Source organism: Vibrio coralliilyticus, from assembly GCF_024449095.1.
Classification (GTDB): Bacteria; Pseudomonadota; Gammaproteobacteria; order Enterobacterales; family Vibrionaceae; genus Vibrio; species Vibrio coralliilyticus_A.
In genome coordinates this window covers 89,759-111,650 of sequence record NZ_CP024627.1, presented here as the reverse complement: position 1 = coordinate 111,650, position 21,892 = coordinate 89,759, and the positions used below count along the sequence as shown (strand labels likewise).

18 protein-coding genes are annotated in these 21,892 nt (G+C 46.6%); 8 read left to right on the top strand and 10 right to left on the bottom strand.

All coding sequences use genetic code 11. The annotated features are described in order from the left end of the window. Nucleotides 1–8 precede the first annotated feature (8 nt). From gspG to gspC, 5 genes are read right to left on the bottom strand one after another with little or no spacing between them, the layout of a single operon-like run. The gene (gene gspG / locus CTT30_RS00480) at nt 9–452 is read right to left on the bottom strand and encodes a type II secretion system major pseudopilin GspG (protein ID WP_239837880.1); all 444 of its coding nucleotides are present in this window, start codon (nt 450–452) and stop codon (nt 9–11) included. Between the two features lie 53 nt (nt 453–505). Next, the gene (gspF, locus tag CTT30_RS00475) at nt 506–1,729 is read right to left on the bottom strand and encodes a type II secretion system inner membrane protein GspF (protein ID WP_239871754.1); all 1,224 of its coding nucleotides are present in this window, start codon (nt 1,727–1,729) and stop codon (nt 506–508) included. Then, on the bottom strand, nt 1,729–3,213 hold the full coding sequence (gspE, locus tag CTT30_RS00470; protein WP_252035698.1) for a type II secretion system ATPase GspE: 1,485 nt from the start codon (nt 3,211–3,213) through the stop codon (nt 1,729–1,731). The genes gspF and gspE overlap by 1 nt, the downstream gene beginning before the upstream one ends. Beyond that, a complete protein-coding gene (gene gspD, locus CTT30_RS00465) occupies nt 3,213–5,243 on the bottom strand; it encodes a type II secretion system secretin GspD (RefSeq protein ID WP_252035697.1) in 2,031 nt (676 codons plus the stop codon). The genes gspE and gspD overlap by 1 nt, the downstream gene beginning before the upstream one ends. Before the next feature lie 39 nt (nt 5,244–5,282). Further along, nucleotides 5,283–6,152 (bottom strand): type II secretion system protein GspC, encoded by an 870-nt coding sequence (gene gspC / locus CTT30_RS00460; protein WP_239871742.1) that lies wholly within the window; start codon nt 6,150–6,152, stop codon nt 5,283–5,285. 254 nt (nt 6,153–6,406) lie between these two features. On the opposite strand from gspC, the gene hslR reads away from it, so the two are divergent. The 4 genes from hslR to CTT30_RS00440 all read left to right on the top strand — a co-directional run bounded on the left by hslR (nt 6,407) and on the right by CTT30_RS00440 (nt 11,764). Further along, nucleotides 6,407–6,793, top strand: a complete 387-nt coding sequence (gene hslR / locus CTT30_RS00455) for a ribosome-associated heat shock protein Hsp15 (protein WP_239871739.1) — start codon at nt 6,407–6,409, stop codon at nt 6,791–6,793. A 54-nt stretch (nt 6,794–6,847) separates the two neighbouring features. Continuing rightward, on the top strand, nt 6,848–7,723 hold the full coding sequence (gene hslO / locus CTT30_RS00450; RefSeq protein WP_252035695.1) for an Hsp33 family molecular chaperone HslO: 876 nt from the start codon (nt 6,848–6,850) through the stop codon (nt 7,721–7,723). A 339-nt stretch (nt 7,724–8,062) separates the two neighbouring features. Continuing rightward, the gene (pckA, locus tag CTT30_RS00445) at nt 8,063–9,694 is read left to right on the top strand and encodes a phosphoenolpyruvate carboxykinase (ATP) (protein WP_252035694.1); all 1,632 of its coding nucleotides are present in this window, start codon (nt 8,063–8,065) and stop codon (nt 9,692–9,694) included. 111 nt (nt 9,695–9,805) lie between these two features. Further along, nucleotides 9,806–11,764, top strand: a complete 1,959-nt coding sequence (locus CTT30_RS00440) for an AsmA family protein (protein ID WP_252035693.1) — start codon at nt 9,806–9,808, stop codon at nt 11,762–11,764. Here CTT30_RS00440 and CTT30_RS00435 read toward each other — a convergent pair. From CTT30_RS00435 to CTT30_RS00425, 3 genes are read right to left on the bottom strand one after another with little or no spacing between them, the layout of a single operon-like run. Then, nucleotides 11,716–12,657 carry a bifunctional GNAT family N-acetyltransferase/hotdog fold thioesterase gene (locus CTT30_RS00435; protein ID WP_252035692.1) on the bottom strand — a complete coding sequence of 314 codons (942 nt, stop codon included), beginning with the start codon at nt 12,655–12,657 and terminating at the stop codon, nt 11,716–11,718. The genes CTT30_RS00440 and CTT30_RS00435 overlap by 49 nt on opposite strands. Before the next feature lie 57 nt (nt 12,658–12,714). Next, a complete protein-coding gene (dtd, locus tag CTT30_RS00430; protein WP_239876111.1) occupies nt 12,715–13,149 on the bottom strand; it encodes a D-aminoacyl-tRNA deacylase in 435 nt (144 codons plus the stop codon). Continuing rightward, complete coding sequence (locus CTT30_RS00425; RefSeq protein WP_252035691.1) at nt 13,121–14,035, bottom strand: virulence factor BrkB family protein; 915 nt, start codon at nt 14,033–14,035, stop codon at nt 13,121–13,123. The genes dtd and CTT30_RS00425 overlap by 29 nt, the downstream gene beginning before the upstream one ends. A 62-nt stretch (nt 14,036–14,097) precedes the next feature. Here CTT30_RS00425 and CTT30_RS00420 point away from each other — a divergent pair, with 62 nt between their 5' ends. Next, nucleotides 14,098–14,739, top strand: a complete 642-nt coding sequence (locus CTT30_RS00420; RefSeq protein WP_239837869.1) for a DUF2959 domain-containing protein — start codon at nt 14,098–14,100, stop codon at nt 14,737–14,739. Between the two features lie 5 nt (nt 14,740–14,744). Here CTT30_RS00420 and CTT30_RS00415 read toward each other — a convergent pair whose 3' ends face one another. Beyond that, entirely contained in the window at nt 14,745–15,281 is a 537-nt protein-coding gene (locus CTT30_RS00415) for an AAA family ATPase (protein WP_252035690.1), read from the bottom strand. Nucleotides 15,282–15,360: 79 nt separating this feature from the next. Then, nucleotides 15,361–17,190: a translational GTPase TypA gene (gene typA / locus CTT30_RS00410; RefSeq protein WP_252035688.1), complete on the bottom strand. Its 1,830-nt coding sequence runs from the start codon at nt 17,188–17,190 to the stop codon at nt 15,361–15,363. Nucleotides 17,191–17,679: 489 nt separating this feature from the next. Here typA and glnA point away from each other — a divergent pair, with 489 nt between their 5' ends. The 3 genes from glnA to glnG all read left to right on the top strand — a co-directional run bounded on the left by glnA (nt 17,680) and on the right by glnG (nt 21,857). Further along, nucleotides 17,680–19,089 carry a glutamate--ammonia ligase gene (gene glnA, locus CTT30_RS00405; protein WP_206375592.1) on the top strand — a complete coding sequence of 470 codons (1,410 nt, stop codon included), beginning with the start codon at nt 17,680–17,682 and terminating at the stop codon, nt 19,087–19,089. 279 nt (nt 19,090–19,368) lie between these two features. Next, nucleotides 19,369–20,415: a nitrogen regulation protein NR(II) gene (gene glnL, locus CTT30_RS00400; RefSeq protein WP_252035687.1), complete on the top strand. Its 1,047-nt coding sequence runs from the start codon at nt 19,369–19,371 to the stop codon at nt 20,413–20,415. Between the two features lie 38 nt (nt 20,416–20,453). After that, nucleotides 20,454–21,857 (top strand): nitrogen regulation protein NR(I), encoded by a 1,404-nt coding sequence (gene glnG / locus CTT30_RS00395; protein WP_252035685.1) that lies wholly within the window; start codon nt 20,454–20,456, stop codon nt 21,855–21,857. The last annotated feature ends 35 nt before the right edge of the window (nt 21,858–21,892 follow it).

Below are 21,892 nucleotides of genomic sequence, written 5' to 3'. Positions count from 1 at the left end.
CCTCTGCCTTATTGAAAGTCCTGAATATTCCAGTTACCGATGTCAGCATTGACCCCTTCACCGCCTTCTTGGCCATCGGCACCAAGAGTGAAAATATCGATATTGCCGTTGTCACCTGGGCTCAGGTATTGGTAATCATTGCCCCAAGGGTCAGTAGGCAGACGTTTAATGTAACCACCATCGCGGTAGTTGCGTGGTTCTGGGCTGGACGGCTTATTAACTAACGCTTCCAAACCTTGGTCAGTGCTTGGGTAAACGCTGTTGTCTAGCTTGTACATATCCAGTGCATTTTCTAGGGCAACAATGTCAGTGATGGCTTTCTGTTGGTCCGCTTTTTCTTTATTACCTAAAAGGTTAGGAACAACAAAGCTCGCTAAAATACCTAAGATGACGACAACAACCATCACCTCTAAAAGCGTAAAGCCAGACTGCTTGTTCATTTTTCTTTTCATTATATTCTCCAAATAAAAATTCATAGCGAGAGATTAAACTGCTCTCAGTATGACTATCCACTCATTAAGTTGTTCATTTCTAAAATTGGCATCAGGGTCGCCATTACGATAAACAGTACTAAGCCAGCCATCAGTGCTATTAATGCTGGAGTGAAAATACCTAAGGCGATATTGACCGTTGATTCAAAGTTAGCATCTTGGTTATCAGCCGCGCGAGTCAGCATGCTTTCCAATTCACCACTTTGCTCACCACTGGCGATCATATGCAGCATCATCGGCGGGAAGAGTTTGGTTTGCTCAAGTGACTTACGCAGGCTTGCCCCTTCACGAACATTATCTGTCGCACTCAGCACCTGCTGTTTAACATAATGATTAGACATCACATCCACTGCCACTTTCATGCCATCTAAAATCGGAATCGCACTGGAAGTACAAATCGACAACGTGCGCGCAAAACGCGATGTATTGAGGCCTCGGGAGATTTTGCCAATCATAGGCATATGAACGATTTTTCGATCCCAGCTCAGACGCAAATTCGGTTTGCTAAGGGCAAACTTAAACAGATATACAACGGCAGTCAAAGCCACCAGAATCTGAATCCCCCAATTCTGAATGAATTCACTAGACGCGAGTAGAAATTGCGTCGATTGAGGCAATTCCTGCCCCATCTGCACAAACTGACCTACAATTTTCGGTACTACTGCCGCGAGCAAAAAGGCGACAATACCAATCGCAAACACCACCAACACAACAGGGTAAATCATTGCCTGCTGCAACTTGGAACGCATTTTCTGGCGGTTTTCAGCGTAATCAGCTAGGCGCTCTAACACCGCATCTAAGTGGCCCGATTTCTCACCAGCAGACACCATAGAACGGAACAAATCATCAAAGATGTGCGGAAAATCCGCCAGACTGTCCGACAAGGTGTAACCTTCGGTAACTTTAGAACGTACCGCCAATAACATAGTGCGAATACGCGGTTTCTCCGACTGCTCCGATACGGCTTTAAGGCACTCTTCCAAAGGCATGCCAGATTGCACCAAAGTCGCCAGCTGACGAGTGATCAATGCTAAATCAGGCGTACTGATACCGCGTTTGAACGTCAACCCTGCCTGTTCCGTTTGCTTTTTCGCTTTCTGGCGTGTTTCACTCACTTCTACGGGCATCAGCCCTTGTTCTTTGAGCCTAGCTCGGACCTGACGAGCGTTATCACCTTCAATTACCCCTTTCTGGGTTTTGCCTTTCTTATTGAGGGCTTTATATTCAAACGCTGCCATTAGCCTTCCTTAGTCACCCGAATCACTTCTTCGAGAGACGTAATACCCAGACGCACTTTGCTCAAGCCATCTTCACGAATGCTTGGTGTGTACTCACGGATGGCTTTTTCTATCGCTTGCTCTCCCGCTTCGCTGTGAATTTTTTCCTGCACCTGCTCATCCACGACGAGGAGTTCATGAATACCGGTACGTCCACGGTAGCCTTTGTGGTTACAGTGCTCACAGCCGTTGGCTTTGTATAGTGTCAGCTCATCATCACTCGATAGTTCAAACAACTTTTTGGTTTCATTATCCGCCTCATAAGGCACTTTACAGTCTGGACACAGTGTTCGAACTAAGCGCTGGGCGAGCACGCCAAGCAATGAAGAAGAAATCAGGAATGGTTCAATCCCCATATCACGCAAGCGAGTAATCGCCCCCACTGCCGTATTAGTGTGTAAGGTCGACATTACTAGGTGACCGGTCAAAGAAGCTTGAACAGCAATCTGAGCTGTTTCTAGGTCACGGATCTCACCGACCATCACAACATCTGGATCCTGACGTAATATAGCGCGCAGGCCACGAGCAAAGGTCATGTCTACTTTGGGGTTGACCTGTGTCTGGCCGATACCATCAATATCGAATTCAATCGGGTCTTCAACGGTCAGGATATTGCGTTCATTGCTGTTGAGCTCCTGAAGGCCAGCATACAAGGTGGTCGATTTACCTGAACCCGTAGGACCAGTGACCAAGATGATGCCGTGAGGACGCTCAATCATGCTGCGGAAGTTTTCATGGTTAGCCGGCGTCATGCCTAGACTGTGTAAGTCCAGTCGAGTGGCGTTCTTGTCAAGCAAACGCATAACCACACGTTCACCATGAGAAGACGGCATGGTGGACACACGCACATCAACAGCTCGCCCGCCAATACGCAGTGAAATACGGCCATCTTGAGGCACTCGTTTTTCCGCAATATCCAGCTTGGCCATGACCTTAACACGAGAAACTAATAACGGTGCAAGCTTACGACTTGGTGATAGGACATCGCGCAACACACCATCCACTCGGAAGCGAATGGAAAGCGCTTTTTCGAAGGTCTCGATGTGAATATCCGACGCCCCTTCTTTGATCGCTTCACCGAGCATGGCATTGATCAGTTTGATGATTGGTGCATCGTCATCCGACTCGAGCAAGTCTTCATCCTGTGGGAGATCTTCCGCTAACGAGAAAAAGTCATCATTATCTGCACCAAGATCTTCCATTAGCTGACGGGCTTCTGAGGAGTCACGCTGATAGGCTTCCGTCAGTTTGGAGTCAAACTCATCTTTCGACACTTCACGCAACTCAAACTGTTCACCCACCACGCGCTTCACTTCAATCAAGGCTTCAAATGCCAATGGCTCAACATAGTAGAGAGTGAGTCCCTGTTCTGTTGGCTCAAGAACCAATTTGAAGCGATTGGCAAAGCTGAATGGTAAGCGACGAAATGTGGCTATTTCATCCATCACTGAGTTTCCATTTGGTCAAGGAAGGCTTGAATCTCTGCTGGGTGACTGATCTCTTCACCAAACTTAGGCAGTACCGGTGTTCGAGCATCTTCCATCAGCTTCAGACCTTGATCCGCTTTGTAAAGCTGCTCAGCACGAATAAAGTTGTACTTACGCTGAGTAATACCGTCAGCCGTCATACCATCACGAATGATGGTTGGCTTGATGAAGACCATCAGATTAGATTTTTGCATTTGTGAACTGGTCGACTTAAACAAGCGGCCAAGATACGGGATATCACCAAGCAGCGGTACTTTAGACTCACTTTCTTGCGCACGCTCGTCAATCAAACCACCCAGTACAATCATTTGGCCATCTTCTACCATAACCGAGGTATTAAGCTGACGTTTCGCAAAACTGACATCCACCGCTGCATTACTGGTTGCCGGTAGCACGTTAGACACTTCTTGCTCAATGGTGAGCTGGACTGAGTTGCCTTCATTGATTTGTGGTACAACTTTCAGCTTGATACCGACTTCTTTACGATCCACCGTCTGGAATGGGTTATCGTTGTTCGAACCAGCGGCTGAACCCGTGATGACAGGTACCTCTTCACCGACAATGAAAGACGCTTCGCCATTATCCATAACGGTAATGCTCGGAGAAGACAGAATGTTAGAGTTGGTGTCGCTTGATACTGCGCTGATCAGTGCGGTCCAATCTCCCATTACTACACTAAGTGCCGCACCATTAACGCCAGAGAGCGCGGAAGCTAGCGTGGAATAATCACCAGGTTCAGTCACATCATACGGTACTCGATTACCGTTATTATCAGTGTAATACTCTGTACTCTTCTGATCTTCGGCTTCTTCGAGGCCAACCATCACTTGGCCAATGGGTGTGCCCGTATTACCGTACTGAATCATCGCACCAGTTTCGAGCGAGCCCCACTGGACACCTAAGTTAATACCGTCACCTTCTGTCATTTCGACAATCAGGGCTTCAATCAGCACCTGTGCACGGCGAATATCCAATTGAGAAATGACATCTTGCAGCGCATTCATAATATCTGGCGGCGCGGTCAGAACAAGCGCATTGGTGCCAGGGTGAGCTGAAATCATCACTTCGCCGCGCTGGGCACTGGAGGATTGCTTAGTACCTGAGGACTTTTCGGCTTGAAGGTTATCCGACACCCCTTTGAGTACATCAACGAGGTCTTCTGCTTTAGCGTACTTGAGGTACACCACACGGTTGTTGCCTTTGGTCGCCATCTCGACATCCAGCTGCTTAATCAACTTACGCAACCGCTGGCGAACTTGAGGATCACCGGAGATAAGGATGGAGTTAGTACGGTCATCGGCCACCAGCTTTGGCTGAAGAAAGGCTGGTGTACTTTTCGCGTCATTAGTCTTGTTCAACGCTTCAACAATTCGCACCATTTCGGCCGCTGAAGCATTGTCTAACTCAACCACTTCGATTTCTTTGTCACCGGCTTGGTCAACACGTTTGATGATGTCGGCTAATCGGTTAACCACCGCTGCACGGCCGGTAATCAAGATGATATTGGCAGGATCGTAGTGAACCACATTACCCGCCCCTGCATTATCATTCAATTGACGCAGCAAAGGGGACAATTCACGCACCGAAACATTACGAACCGCTACGACACGAGTGACCACTTCGTCACCTTGAACGGAACCATCACCGACAACAGGGATCGCTGATGTTTTGGCGTCTTTCGACTTGATGACTTTGATAACACCGTTATCCATTTCAACAACAGCGTAGCCATAGACTTCGAGCACATTTAAGAAAAAGCTGTAGTACTGCTCTTCTGACAACATATCGTAACTACGAACATCAATCTTGCCACGTACTGACGGGTCAACGATGATGGTTTTTTCCAGATTCCGACCAACAATGTTGATGAACTCTTGAATATCTGTGCCTTTAAAGCTCGCACTGTATTCATTCGCGAATACAACGGCAGGTGACGTCAACAAGCTTCCTGCTAAAAGCCAAGCGCTTTTTTTAAGCCAATGGTTCACTCTCTACTCCTCGGAATGATTCACGCATCTGCATCATTCTTATAATTCAATATAAATTTCATAAGGCTGGCCATCTCTCTCTACCGTTAAATTAAGTTCGGTAAGTTGAGACATATTTTTGAAGATCTCCCCCATCGCTGCAGGGTTACTGAGATCTTGGCCATTGATTTGTGTTGCTATATCCCCTGACTGTAAGCCAACCGATTCGAATAGTTCTTTCTCTTTACCTGGGGTTAAGCGATAACCAATAACTTCACCGTCTCTTTTTATTTGAGACATGCGAACATATTGGAAAATTTGTTTGGCATCTTTGCGAATAACAGAACGAATTTCTTCCAGCTTATCGGCGGAAACGTCTGCTTTTATTGATTTGGTCTTTGGTTGTGGCTGCGGATCTTTGGTGTATTTTAGCCCTTCTAACATGACTGTTTCATTGCGACCTGAGTTATCGACGATAATTCGGTCATACAACACCTGTACAACCGTCGCTCGAGTTCCTTCCAGTGCTTCACCAATACCATAAGTGGCCTGTTGACCTCTACTGGCAACTACTGCAAGGTTTTTATCCGGTTCGGTACTCGTCACAACACCAACCAAAATTACATTCAAGCGACTTTTTGGGGCTTCTGTCACCACTGGCTTTTTCACAACAGGGGCTTGTTGTGCTTGGTAACGGCCAAACAGGTGACTATTTTGCAGATCAGCAATGTTCAAACCTGAACCTTTACTCACGCTGCCCGAAACCAATGTCGGCTGCCATGGCGTCACAGATTGCGATTCCATCGGTTTCCAGATCATCGCACCAGCCACCCAAGCACTCAGCCCTAACAATAACACTGTTGCCATTGAGCTCAGGCGGTCCTGATTTTTTATGAAACTGTCCTGTCGAATTACACCACGTATGTTCACTCACAATCCTTTTGATCACCAGCTGACGAAGCCATGCAAGGTACTGTTTACCAAGCAAAGTACTCTATAATTAGAGTTTTTATTTGAACCAAGCATTCTACCAAAATATGAAATAGGCTAAATAGCTAACGGCCTGATTAACATGTAAAGCGGCGGAATTTTACCACATACCTTGAAAAATGCGCGCTTCATCACCATTGTTACACCAATAATTTGGCACAAGATTCACCACCAGTTAGAGGCGAGTATCCACAATGGGTTCCCAAACTGAAGCAGTTAGACTTGATAAATGGCTATGGGCAGCACGTTTTTACAAAACTCGCTCCATTGCTCGAAATATGGTCGACGGCGGCAAAGTTCACTATAATGGCCAGCGCAGCAAGCCGAGTAAAGCTGTAGAGCTTGGCGCAATGATTACGCTTCGTCAGGGGCATGAGGAAAAAACCGTCATCATTGAAAAGATTTCCGATCAGCGTCGTGGCGCACCGGAAGCTCAGACTCTTTATACAGAGACGGTAGACAGCCTTGCTAAACGTGAAGAAAATGCCTCCCGTCGCAAACTTCACGCCCATAACCCAAGCCCAGATCGTCGCCCTGACAAAAAGCAGCGTCGCGACATCATCAAATTCAAACATCAATAAGTATCAGCCCAAACTGGCCTGATATCAGTACCATACGTACGAGGAAATGCTTACATGGCAAACAATGTTTTAAATCGCTACCTTTTTGAAGACCTGTCTGTACGTGGCGAGTTGGTACAATTGGACGACGCTTACCAACGTATTATCTCCAGCAAGGAATACCCAGCCCCACTTCAGAAGCTACTGGGTGAGCTATTAGTATCTACAACCCTGCTGACTGCAACCTTAAAGTTCGAAGGCTCTATTACTATGCAGCTGCAAGGCGATGGCCCAGTTTCTCTGGCTGTCATTAATGGTGATAATGACCAGAAAATTCGCGGTGTCGCGCGCTGGGAAGGTGATATTGCTGACGACGCTAGCATTCATGACATGATGGGCAAAGGTCACTTAGTCATCACTATCGATCCTAAGAAAGGTGAACGTTACCAAGGTATTGTTGGCCTAGATGGTGACAACTTATCTGAAATTCTTGAAAGCTACTTCGCCAACTCAGAGCAGTTAAAGACTCGTATTTGGTTGCGCCTCGGTGAACACCAAGGTCAACAGCATGCTGCTGGCATGCTGATCCAAGTTATGCCAGATGGTACTGGAACGCCTGAAGATTTTGAACATCTAGAGCAACTGACAGATACCGTTAAAGACGAAGAGCTATTCACACTTGAAGCCAACGATCTGCTTTACCGTCTATACAACCAAGAGAAAGTTCGTCTGTTTGAACCACAGCCAGTGACATTCCACTGCGGCTGTTCACGCGAGCGCAGCGGTGCCGCGATCGTCACTGTCGAGCGCTCAGAAATCAATGACATTTTGGCAGAGGTTGGCTCAATTTCTTTACATTGTGATTACTGCGGCACGAATTACACGTTTGATGAAGCTCAAGTTGCAGAGCTGTTCGATCAGACTGATTCGGGCAACAAAACGTTGCATTAATTTTTATAATTTAAGAAGCACGTAATTTACCAGTCAAAAGGCCAGCATATCGCTGGCCTTTTTGTGATCAAAGCCCCGTTAACATTAGGCTTTAACGTAATAAAACAACCACTTAATTTTAGTCAATTAATAATCCTTCTTGCTCTAGCGCAATCCTTTGCGTGCACGATACACTATCTCGGCCAATATGTGATGAGTCGCTTAAAACCCCATAGAAATCATGGATAAATTTTGAGCTATATCCCTGTTTTCACAGAGACCCGTTGCTAGCATGGTGAGCAGATAACCATCAAAACATTATTACAAAATCCCTACAAAATATTCCTACAAGGAGCACCTATGACCGTTATGGAACATGCAAAGGCTGCAACAATTGATCTTACCAAACACGGGCTTCACAACGTAAAAGAGGTTGTCCGCAATCCAAGTTACGAAATGCTGTTCGAAGAAGAAACGCGCGCAGATCTGGAAGGCTACGAGAAAGGGGTAGTCACAGAGCTCGGTGCAGTCGCCGTGGACACGGGTATCTTTACTGGACGCTCACCAAAAGATAAGTACATCGTTAAAGACTCAACAACAGAAGAGCACATGTGGTGGACTTCTGATAAAGTCAAAAACGACAACAAACCCATCACTCAAGAAATCTGGAATGATCTCAAAGAACAAGTAACTAACCAACTCTCAGGTAAACGTGTCTTTGTGATTGACGGTTACTGCGGTGCCAACCCAGATACACGCCTCAGCATCCGAGTTATTACTGAAGTCGCTTGGCAAGCACACTTCGTTAAGAACATGTTCATTCGCCCAAGTGAGGAAGAGTTAGCAACATTCGAGCCTGACTTCGTCGTCATGAATGGCGCGAAGTGCACCAACCAGAAATGGCAAGAACACGGTCTGAACTCTGAAAACTTCACAGTTTTCAACCTGACTGAGCGCATGCAATTGATCGGTGGCACTTGGTACGGCGGTGAGATGAAGAAAGGTATGTTCGCTATGATGAACTACTTCCTCCCGCTCAAAGGCATTGCTTCTATGCACTGCAGCGCCAACAAGTGTAAAGAGAATGGTGATGTTGCAGTCTTCTTTGGCCTATCAGGCACAGGTAAAACCACACTCTCTACTGATCCTAAGCGCGAGCTGATCGGTGATGATGAGCACGGCTGGGATGACGATGGTATCTTCAACTTCGAAGGAGGGTGTTACGCCAAGACCATCAAGCTATCGAAAGAAGCCGAACCGGACATCTACAATGCAATTCGTCGTGATGCTTTGCTTGAGAACGTAACAGTACGCAGTGATGGCTCCATTGACTTCGATGACGGCTCAAAAACAGAAAACACGCGTGTGTCTTACCCCATCGAACATATTGAAAACATTGTTAAACCAGTATCGAAAGCCGGCCATGCAAATAAGGTGATTTTCTTATCTGCAGATGCGTTCGGCGTGCTACCTCCGGTATCAAAATTGACGCCAGAACAAACCAAGTATCACTTCCTATCGGGCTTTACCGCAAAACTAGCTGGTACAGAGCGTGGCATTACCGAACCCACTCCAACCTTCTCAGCGTGTTTTGGCGCGGCATTCTTGACCCTGCATCCAACCAAATACGCTGAGGTACTGGTGAAACGTATGGAAGCGGCAGGAGCAGAAGCTTACCTCGTCAATACTGGCTGGAACGGCAGTGGTAAGCGTATCTCTATTCAAGATACCCGTGGCATCATTGATGCGATCTTAGATGGCTCGATTGAGAAAGCGGAAACGAAGCATATTCCTATCTTCAACTTGGAAGTTCCAACTGCGTTACATGACGTTGACCCAACAATCCTAGATCCTCGCGATACCTACACTGACCCGCTGCAGTGGGAAAGCAAAGCGAAGGATTTGGCACAGCGCTTTATCAACAACTTCGATAAGTACACCGATAACGCTGAAGGTAAGTCACTGGTTGCCGCTGGACCTCAGCTAGATTAGTGATATCGCCACCAATTGCTTAGCTAAGCCCCTCTTGGGAGGGGCTTTTTGTTGCCTGAAAAGAAAAAATGTTCCAAGCTAGCAACATTACTTAGAGGAAAGGTCGAGATTTTGAAGAAAGCATTGCTGCTAACTGCCATTGCAATTGTCAGCCTGATCAGCTTACCGCTACTGGCCCTGTTCGTTCTGCTCAACACTAGCTATGCGAGCCAAGTAGTCAACGGGATGCTACAAAATCTAACCCCCTATACCATCACTACTCAACGCGCATCCTACACACCTCCGTATCAACTGACATTAGAAGATGTTGAAATCGGTGCTGAATCAAACGCACTGCACATTCCTAAACTGACACTTTGGCTAAGCCCATCGCTGTGGAAAAACAATAAAGCCAGCTTGGATTCAGTTTTGGTTGAGGGGGCCACTGTCGACCTGACTGATTTCAATTCGCCCTTGCTACAATCGGTTAACTTAGAACAGCTGGCTCTACAACACGTCGATATCACCGCTCCCGGCTGGTCTGCCCGCGATGTCAACCTTCAAGTCACACAACCTCAATGGAGCAGTGCACAGCAATACTTACCCTATGGGGATGTTCAGCTTTCCGCCCAACAGCTTTATATTAAAGGAGAAGCTCTAGATAACCTGCTGATCGACGCTCAATATCAAGCCCAAGACAGCACCATCTATGGCGCCTCTTTCCAATGGCACGGCGCTGACATCTCAGGTCAAGCTGAACAATTTTCTCAAGGCTGGTCATTGATCAATGTCACCGTCAATAAGCTTGAAATGCCGTCAAGCACCTCAGCAGAAAAATTGCTCTCGCGCTTGGAATCTCTCAATCTACCGGTGTACCACATAAATAGCCTCGATCTTCTCAGCAGCAACATCCACTATGCTGGGTGGCAATTTAATCAGCTCGATGCATCCCTCGAAAATCTCTATCTCGACCGTCCACTTTGGTTACAGGAGAATGGCTACATCTCCTTTGATGCTGAAAGTGCCGATTTCGAACAAATTCGCCTCATTTCGCCAACTGCAAGGTTAGGCTTGAGTGCTAACCAAATCGCCATAGATGAGTTTGATGCCGATTTCAAACAAGGAAGAATCCAGTTCAACGGCAAGATCACACCAAACAAAGTAGCCTTGAATCAACTCAAGGTTTCCGGAGTAAAATGGCTAGAACAAACAGACCAGCTTCTCCGCACACTCTCCGATGTGTCGAAGCCACTTCACTCATTGAGTATCGCTGATCTCGACATCGAAAATGCACAACTGATACAAGTAGAACGCTCACCCTATTGGCAAGTGTCCGGTTTGAATATCGAAGGAGAGAATCTCACCTTGATTCATCAAAATCAGGTAGGATTGCACAACGGTCATCTAGAAGTCAGTGTTAACAACGCCAGCATTGAGCAACTGATGACGACACAAGCCGTACTCACCGCCACTGCACAGCAGGGAGACATTACTTTACAACGCGCGTTCGTGCCGTTGGATCAGGGCTATATTGAAGCAAGCGGACAATGGCAAAGGCAATCAGCCAGTGCACCTTGGCAGCTTTCATTGCATATCGATGGGTTTCAGGTCAATCAACCACTTCTGCAAGCACAGCTGCCGTTTAAACTGGCGGGCCTGGCAGAAGTCGAATTGGAACTGAGTGGGCTCTCAGGTGACTACGCCATGCTGGCGCACAGCTTAACAGGTTCAATCAATGCTTATCTGCATGATGGTGCCTTGGAAGCAAAAACCGTGGATGGAGCAATCAATCACCTCCAGCTTTGGCCCCTTGATAAAGTGACAGTTGACGTTGATCGTGGTCGAATTAAAGTCTCTTCAGACGGGGAAAGCGCAGAGCTTGCCGGACAAATTGATCTGACTAAACCTCAATTTGGCACACTCATTTTTACCAGTAAGCATCACTGCCAAAGATTGTGGTCCGATATATTCACTCGTACCAATATAATTGAGGATGTGTGTGGCGAGCAGGTCGAATCTACCTTACCCGCCAGCGAAGAAAATCATTCTTCTGAAGATGAAGACGCAGGCAAATCCAACATCGATTTATAATTCGGTAGCAGCATATAAGTGCCGATAAACTCTACTGCTTCCGTATCACCACTGTGAATAGTGACATGAATGACAATACGTGCCTTTCGGCCTGAGGCAAGGCGGTCTAAGTCGCCACTGATCCCATCCAAAGACGTTGAAGCAACCGGGTTTTGAGTCACTGGGTGACGATAACGGATCTGGCTATCAGCCAACACAATATCACCACTCAAACCTCGCTCTTTCATCAGCAGCCATGTCATCCCCCACCCTGTCAGGGTCGCAAGGGTAAACGCTGAGCCCGCAAACATCGTATTATGTGGGTTTAAGTTCGGATTGAGTTGAGAACAACACTCAAATTGATAGCCGGTATACTGATTGATCTTGATGCCCATCTTGTCGCTGATCGGGATCTGATGTTCCCAGCGCTCTTGCAGCTCAGTACACCATTCAGGCTTGCGCAGAACATTCGCCATTGGATCAAGTTTTTTCACCATCTGTTGGTGTCGTACTGGGCCACGTTCATCGGTCAGTTCACCTCGGCGCTCAAAGTCATTCTTTTCGTAGAACGAAATTGCGTCTTCACGTGCGTTACACACCAGACGTTTGGCCCCTTCTTGCCTCGCCAGTGACTCCAGAGCCACCAGTACCAACGACCCCATGCCTTTACTACGACGGTTGCCTTTGACCGCCATATAACGAATCTGCGCTTCGTTATCTGGCGTGATATAAAGTCGACCAATCGCCATAGGGCGTCCTCGGCCATCCACTATCATACGATGATGGCTCATTGCATCGTATTCATCACGCTCGGAACCTAACGGCATCCGCCAAGGTTCGCGCAGCATCTGCCAGCGAAAATGATAATATTTGTTGAGTTGGTTTTCCGTTTTTGGCGTGATCAGCTTAAACATAAAAATCCTTTTTTAACGGTAACAATTGTACGTTACCCTTCTAGCCTATCTTTCTCATTATACCTGCAACCAGAAGGTCACCGGGCCATCATTGATCAAAGATACTTTCATATCCGCCGCAAAACGCCCCCGTTCAGTTGGTAGAACCTGTGCGCATTGGTCAGCAAAATAGTGGTATAAACGCTCAGCGTCTTCGGGATGTGCACCGCGAGAAAAGCCCGCACGGGTACCTTTCTTCGTATCCGCAGGTAAAGTGAACTGAGACACCACCAGCACTTTACCATCAACCTGTTTCACGTTGAGGTTCATCTTCCCATCATCGTCACCAAATACTCGGTAAGTCGTTACACGCTCCATCAGACGCTTGGCTTTGGCTTCATCATCGTCCTTTTCTACACCAAGCAGGACAAGTAGACCTTGGTCGATTTCGCCAACCACTTCACCATCAACACGTACCGCGGCTTCACTCACTCTTTGTATCAGCGCTATCACTATCCACTCCTTGTTGCTGAGGTTGCATCGTTTGCGCAGAGTGTACCATTTCTTGGTCCTCACTCCACTGCTCTCGCTCACCTAACGCTGCCGTTACCTCAGCGCCAACCAATACAATCAGCCAGCACAAATACACCCACACAAACAATATTGGAATGGCCGCTAGCGCGCCATAAATCAATTGATAAGAAGGAAATTGAGTGATGTACGCGGCAAAGCCTTTCTTACTCGCTTCAAACAATAGTGCTGCGACAATCGCCCCAACTACTGCATGAGACACATAAACCTTCTTGTTTGGCACTAAGATGTACAACCCCATAAACGCAAAAAAGGACAATAAGAAAGGCAGCCAACGCAGTAGCAAATCGTAAGCGCCAGAAATGGCTTCGCTGTCAAGAATTTTAAGGGACGTCACATAAGACGTTGCAGCGATACTCGCACCGACCAAAATGGGACCAAGTGTCAGTACCATCCAATACATAGAAAAGGAGAACACCGCTCGGCGCTTACGTTGTACTCGCCAGATATAATTAAGATTTTTATCGATGTTAGAAATCAACATTAACGCTGCAATAAACAAAAACAAACCACCTACAGCGGTCATCTTTCCTGTGTTGGCAACAAACTCAAACAAAGCCAATTTAACTGCGTCCCCTGCTGCGGGAACAAAATGAGTAATAACAAAATCTTGAATCACGTCACCGGCATTGGCAAAGACAGAAAAAGAAGACAGTACTGACAGCAACACCGTCAACATAGGTACGATCGACAATAAGGTAATGTAAGCCAAATACCCCGCATTAACGTTTACTCTGTCATGTCCCATGCGAATGAACAGATAGCGCCCGAAATTTAGGCTCTGCTTACTCAGTTGTTCGATATTCAACTTGTATCTCCTTATCAACTACGCCATCCTAACATCATCATTTTAAAGGAAAGGACACGATCATGCCGTACTTACTGGTGCTGATGCTCTCCATTTTTGCCCTTTCGGGCTGCCAATCTGCCTATTACTCAGCTATGGAACAAGTAGGCTATCACAAACGCGATATCATGGTAGATCGTGTTGAAGATGCCAAGCAGTCACAACAAGAAGCCCAGCAAGAATTCACCAGCGCACTAGAAGCACTGTCGACACTGACCAACTTCAACGGTGGTGAACTAGAAGCCGTCTACAATAAAATCAACGCTAAATACCAAGACAGCGAGCAAGCCGCGCAAGAAGTGAGTGATCGCATTGCCGCAATTGAGGACGTATCAGACGCACTCTTTACAGAATGGCAAAGCGAACTGGATCTCTATACCAGCGACAAACTTCGTCGCACCAGTGAGCAGAAACTGAAAGAAACACAGCGTTCATACAAGGCGATGTTAAGTGCAATGAAGCGTGCAGAAGATAAAATGACGCCAGTGCTCAATACATTGCGTGACAATACGCTTTACTTGAAGCACAACCTTAATGCGAGTGCGATTGGGTCTTTGCAAGGCGAATTCGCAAGTTTAGAACAAGATATCCAGTACGCGATCAACGACATGAATGCAGCGATCGCAGAATCAGACAAGTTCCTGAAAAAACTCAATCAAAAGTAGCCCTTTCACACCTCAGTCACTAAACCAGTGACCTGACGAATAAAGGCTACCCGTTCTTTTACGGTTCCCCATGGCACTTCTATCACTTGATAACCCAGCTCAGAATAGGTTTTAACTAGCATGTCGTGAATGTCGACGGCCTCTTCAAAGCTATGAGGACGCACATCATCTTGAACGTAAATCGAGGCTTCAGGTCGACAACTCAACACCTGACTATGGTACCCAGCACTTTGAGCTAGAAACTCTTGCTCCACTTTACAGCCACCCACTTTAAGATAGGCAACAATATCAGCAATAGCCCGATCCATAAAAGCGACTTGCGATTGCTGAGCGGTGAGTTTTTGCTCCACCATCAGCTCTAAGCATAAACGGGCAAACTCAGGCAGATCAGTCCAAGGCAATACCCCTTCTGGTTGTTGGCTCTGCTGCTCAATCAACGTACGTGATCCTTCAGAAAAAGTGGCATAACCATATTCAGCTAACGCTTCAATTAAGGTCGTTTTACCCGCCCCCGGACCACCAGTAACGATAATGGGTTTCATTTTTACTGCTCTGTAATAACAAAAAGCCCTAAGTTGTATCAACTCAGGGCTTTATAGCTTAAAGAACGACTAAGTGAAATTACTTAGCGTTACGCGCTTCTCGCTTACGATCACTTTCCGTTAGGAACTTCTTACGGATACGGATACTTTCAGGAGTTACTTCTACTAGCTCGTCATCATCGATGAACTCAAGTGCTTGCTCAAGTGTCATGATGATTGGCGGAGTAAGGACCTGTGCATCATCAGTACCAGAAGCACGAACGTTGGTTAGCTGCTTACCTTTCAGTACGTTTACTGTTAGGTCATTGTCACGGCTGTGAATACCAACAACCATGCCTTCGTATACTTCTACACCGTGACCGATGAACATACGGCCACGCTCTTGTAGGTTGAATAGTGCGTTGGTTAGCGCTTTACCCATACCGTTAGAGATTAATACGCCGTTGATACGTTGACCGATCTCGCCGCCTTTGTGTGGACCGTAGTGATCGAATGTGTGGTAAAGAAGACCAGAACCCGATGTTAGCGTCATGAATTCAGTTTGGAAACCAATCAGACCACGAGAAGGCATGATGAAGTCCATACGTACACGACCTTTGCCATCTGGAGACATGTCAGTCAGCTCACCTTTACGTAGGCCGATGTTCTCCATGATGCCGCCTTGGTGCTCTTCCATCACATCGATAGTTACCGTTTCGTACGGTTCCATTAGCTGACCATCTTCTTCTTTGATGATAACTTCAGGACGAGAAACCGCTAGCTCGAAGCCTTCACGACGCATGTTTTCGATCAGGATAGATAGGTGAAGTTCACCACGGCCTGATACGCGGAATTTGTCTGGATCATCGAGTTGCTCAACGCGCAGTGCTACGTTGTGTACTAGCTCTTTTTCTAGACGCTCAAGGATGTTACGTGACGTTACGAATTTACCTTCTTTACCAGCAAACGGAGACGTGTTTACTTGGAACGTCATGGTTACCGTTGGCTCATCAACAGAAAGTGCTGGTAACGCTTCAACTTGGTTTTGTGCACAGATAGTATCGGAAATTTTCAGCTCACCAAGACCTGTGATTGCAACGATGTCACCTGCGTTAGCTTGCTCGACTTCGTGACGTTCAAGACCTAGGTAACCCATTACAGTGCCGACTTTACCGTTACGAGTCTTACCGTCCGCACCGATAACAGTAACCTGTTGGTTAGGCTTAACGCTACCACGAGTGACACGAGCAACACCGATAACACCAACGTAAGAGCTGTAATCTAGCTGAGAAACTTGCATCTGTAGTGGACCGTCTAGGTCAACTTGCGGTGCTGTCACTTCTTCAACGATGGTTTCGAATAGCGGTTCCATATCTTCGCCAGTTTCGCCTTCTTCTAGAGAAGCCCAACCGTTAAGCGCTGATGCGTAAACCACTTTGAAGTCTAGCTGTTCGTCAGTGGCACCTAGGTTATCGAATAGGTCGAATACTTGATCCATAACCCAATCAGGACGAGCGCCAGGACGGTCAATCTTGTTGATAACAACAATTGGCTTAAGACCGTGAGCAAATGCTTTCTGTGTTACGAAGCGAGTCTGAGGCATAGGGCCATCAACAGCGTCAACAATCAGCAGCACTGAGTCTACCATTGACATAATACGCTCAACTTCACCACCGAAGTCCGCGTGTCCCGGAGTATCTACGATGTTGATGCGGTAGTCATTCCAGTTAATTGCTGTGTTTTTAGCAAGAATGGTAATGCCGCGCTCTTTTTCGATGTCGTTCGAGTCCATGACTCGCTCTTCAGCTTCACCGCGAGACTCTAAAGTGCCTGATTGCTGTAGCAGTTTATCAACCAGTGTTGTTTTACCGTGGTCAACGTGCGCGATGATCGCGATATTTCTCAATTTATCAATCTGTGGAGTAGCCATGGATTTGATTCACTCGATAGTAGAAGCTCGCTTCAAACATAGTCGATGAATGAAGCGAGCTTACTTGATTAAAAAAACGGCCATAATGTACCAGATTTTAGCGAAAAACCCAGAAATATGTGATCTGATACGCTGGTTTTCTGATGAATGTGCTTTGATCGAACTCAATATCGCTCTGAATATACGAAATTATGCGTTGACATAGATGACGAATAGCGGCTGAATGGAATACGCTTTTGTTACATATTGGTGCAACACATGCACATTGCACCACAAGGGTGCATTCTTAGTTCATTTTGGTGCAGAACTTTGCACCAATCTGACACTTAAACAATTAATTGCTTGAAATTAATGGAATAATTTTTTTGGCACGGTTTTGGCTTTATTTAAATCAGCATCGATTAATACGATTGAAATGAAATTAATCAATGCTGGATTTGTTAAACCAATCGAGCTAACCCGCTTTAATAACACTGGAGGTTATCCAAGATGTCAGTTGAAAACGTTCTATCGCTGATCCAAGAAAACGAAGTTAAGTTTGTTGACCTACGCTTTACCGACACAAAAGGTAAAGAGCAACATATCTCTATCCCTGCTCACCAAATCGATGCAGACTTCTTCGAAGAAGGTAAGATGTTCGATGGTTCTTCAGTTGCTGGCTGGAAAGGCATCAACGAGTCAGATATGGTTATGATGCCAGATGCATCCTCTGCTGTACTCGACCCATTTACTGAAGATGCAACTCTAAACATCCGCTGTGACATCCTTGAGCCTGCAACGATGCAAGGTTACGATCGTGACCCACGCTCTATCGCTAAACGCGCTGAAGATTACATGCGCTCTACAGGCGTTGCTGATACCGTACTTATCGGTCCTGAGCCAGAGTTCTTCCTATTCGACGACGTGAAGTTCGCGACCGATATGTCAGGTTCTTTCTTTAAGATCGACGATGTGGAAGCAGCATGGAACACAGGTTCTGATTACGAAGAAGGCAACAAAGGTCACCGCCCTGGCGTGAAAGGTGGTTACTTCCCAGTAGCTCCTGTCGATTCATCTCAAGACATCCGTTCTGCTATGTGTCTAATCATGGAAGAAATGGGTCTAGTTGTAGAAGCGCACCACCACGAAGTAGCGACTGCAGGTCAGAACGAAATCGCGACTCGTTTCAACACACTGACTTCAAAAGCAGACGAAATCCAAATCTACAAGTACGTGGTTCATAACGTTGCTCACGCATTTGGTAAGACAGCGACCTTCATGCCGAAACCACTAGTTGGTGACAACGGCTCTGGTATGCACGTGCACCAATCTCTAGCTAAAGACGGTGTTAACCTGTTCGCGGGTGATAAGTACGGCGGTCTATCTGAAACGGCACTTTACTACATTGGCGGTATCATCAAACACGCTCGTGCAATCAACGCATTCGCAAACGCGTCGACTAACTCATACAAGCGTCTTGTTCCTGGTTTCGAAGCGCCTGTAATGCTAGCTTACTCCGCTCGTAACCGTAGTGCTTCTATTCGTATCCCTGTGGTACCAAGCCCGAAAGCACGTCGCATCGAAGTTCGCTTCGGTGATCCATCTGCTAACCCATACCTATGTTTTGCAGCAATGCTAATGGCTGGTCTTGACGGTATTAAGAACAAGATCCACCCAGGTGAAGCAATGGATAAAGACTTATACGATCTACCAGCAGAAGAAGCAGCAGAAATCCCAACAGTGGCTTACTCACTGAAAGATGCACTAGATTCACTAGATGCAGACCGTGAGTTCCTAACAGCTGGCGGCGTATTCTCTGACGACTTTATCGATTCTTACATCGGCCTTAAGTCTCAGGACGTAGAACAAGTAAACATGACAACTCACCCACTTGAGTTTGAACTTTACTACTCTGTGTAATCGCTCCGTCGATTAACTCCTTCCTTAGAAAGGCTCACCGATAACGTGAGCCTTTTTTATATCTAACCCACTAACAAAAAGCTTTTTATTCAATATCTTATGCTCGGCAAGCTTATTGCATTATTCAGTTCATGACGGTGCAATCAGCAATGATGGTGCTTAAAAGCGATGATATATGGCCTTTTTACTTCTTCTGCATGAGTTATTGCGCCATACTTGGAATGTAACCGCACCAAAATGGTGCATTGCACATTTTAAGGTCAAGGATGAGGGACGACAGTGAGCAGCGAACTCGATAACATCATACTCAATCATCAGGTCACGTCTGTACTGATCATGAATGAATCACTGCAAGTCCGTTATGCTAATCCAGCTGCGGAGCAGTTGTTTTCACAAAGTGCCAAACGCATCGTTGACCAGCCGTTGTCCAAGCTCATCCAGCACGCTTCTATGGACTTAGCACTACTGTCTCAGCCGCTACAAAGCGGCCAAAGCATTACCGACAGTGACGTCACCTTTGTGGTAGATGGTAAGCCGCTTATGCTCGAAGTGACGGTCAGCCCGATCTCTTGGCAAAAAGAACTCATGCTGTTGGTCGAAATGCGCAAGATTGGTCAACAACGGCGTTTATCGCAAGAATTGAATCAACACGCACAACAGCAAGCAGCCAAACTACTGGTGCGTGGGCTCGCTCATGAAATAAAAAACCCGCTAGGTGGCTTGCGCGGCGCGGCGCAGTTACTCGAACGCATGCTGCCAGATCAATCCCTGACGGAATACACCCAAATCATCATCGAACAGGCAGACAGACTACGTTCCTTAGTCGATCGCCTGCTTGGTCCACAAAAGCCGGGCAAAAAACAACAAGAAAATCTCCACCTGATATTGGAGAAAGTACGTCAACTAGTCGAGTTAGAAGTCGATCGGTCCGTCACCATCGAGCGTGACTACGACCCTAGTTTGCCGGAATTCTTAATGGATTCGGATCAGATTGAGCAAGCGCTTTTAAATATTGTCAGTAATGCTGGGCAAATTCTGCAGAAGCAGAACAATGGCAATATCATCATTCGCACCAGAACAGTGCATCAAACCAATATTCATGGTCAGCGCTGCAAGCTGGCTGCGCGGGTAGAGATCATCGACAACGGGCCGGGCATCCCCGCAGAATTACAAGACACCCTTTTCTATCCAATGGTCAGTGGAAGAGAAGGCGGTACAGGACTGGGCTTATCAATCGCTCAGAACCTAATAGACCAGCATCAAGGCAAAATTGATGTCGAAAGCTGGCCAGGCAGAACCACATTCACCATATATCTGCCTATTTAAATTTACGTAAGTTGCATTGCTGAAAGGATAAGTTCGTTATGAGTAAAGGATACGTTTGGGTGGTCGATGATGATAGCTCCATCCGTTGGGTCATGGAGAAAACCCTTTCGTCAGCAAATATTAAGTGCGATACATTTTCCGACGCTGAAAGTGTCTTACTGGCACTGGAACGTGAAACGCCCGATGTGCTGGTCTCCGACATTCGTATGCCGGGTATCGATGGCATCGAACTACTAAGACAAGTACATGACCGTTCACCCGAATTACCGGTGATCATCATGACGGCGCACTCCGATTTAGATGCCGCCGTCAATGCCTATCAAAAAGGCGCATTTGAATACCTGCCAAAGCCCTTTGATGTCGATGAAACGCTCACACTAGTAGAACGTGCTATTGCGCACAGTCAGGAGCAAAAGCGCGACCAAGCGAGTTCAGATTCCAATGATTACAATACACCAGAGATCATTGGTGAAGCTCCTGCGATGCAGGAAGTCTTTCGTGCGATAGGTCGGTTATCTCGTTCATCCATTTCAGTCCTGATTAACGGTGAATCAGGAACGGGTAAAGAATTGGTCGCTCATGCACTACACCGACACAGCCCGAGGGCCAGCAAACCATTTATTGCGCTTAACATGGCGGCAATACCCAAGGACCTGATTGAGTCTGAATTGTTTGGTCATGAAAAAGGGGCATTTACGGGAGCCAATAGCATCCGACAAGGGCGCTTTGAACAAGCGAACGGGGGCACATTGTTCCTTGATGAAATTGGTGACATGCCACTCGACATTCAAACTCGATTACTACGGGTACTTGCTGATGGCCAGTTTTATCGCGTTGGTGGTCACTCTCCGATCAAAGTGGATGTCCGAATTGTCGCAGCGACTCACCAAAACCTAGAGAGATTAGTGCATCAAGGCGATTTTCGTGAAGATCTATTTCATCGCCTAAACGTTATACGTATTCAAATTCCAGCATTGCGTGAGCGCAAACAAGACATTGAAAAACTCACTCTACATTTTCTTGCCTTGGCCGCAGAGGAGCTGGGGGTGGATGTCAAAACGCTTCACCCTTCTGCAATTGAAGCGCTCAATAGGCTTAACTGGCCAGGCAATGTCAGGCAATTGGAGAACATCTGTCGCTGGCTCACTGTGATGGCAAGCGGGAGTGAAATCCTCCCAGCGGATCTCCCAACTGAATTATTGGAAGAGAAATCCAACGCTCACTTCGATACAGATGTAAGCTGGCAGCAGCAGCTTTCTAGCTGGGCAAGACAGTCTCTCTCTCAAGGGGATACCGAATTGCTGACCTACGCACTTCCTGAATTTGAACGTATACTTTTGGAAGCAGCCTTAGAGCATACCAACGGCCACAAGCAAGATGCAGCCAAAGTTCTCGGTTGGGGAAGAAACACGTTAACCCGAAAACTAAAAGAGCTTTATTAACACCTAGCTCAATTAATGTATTCCATAAAGCCTGT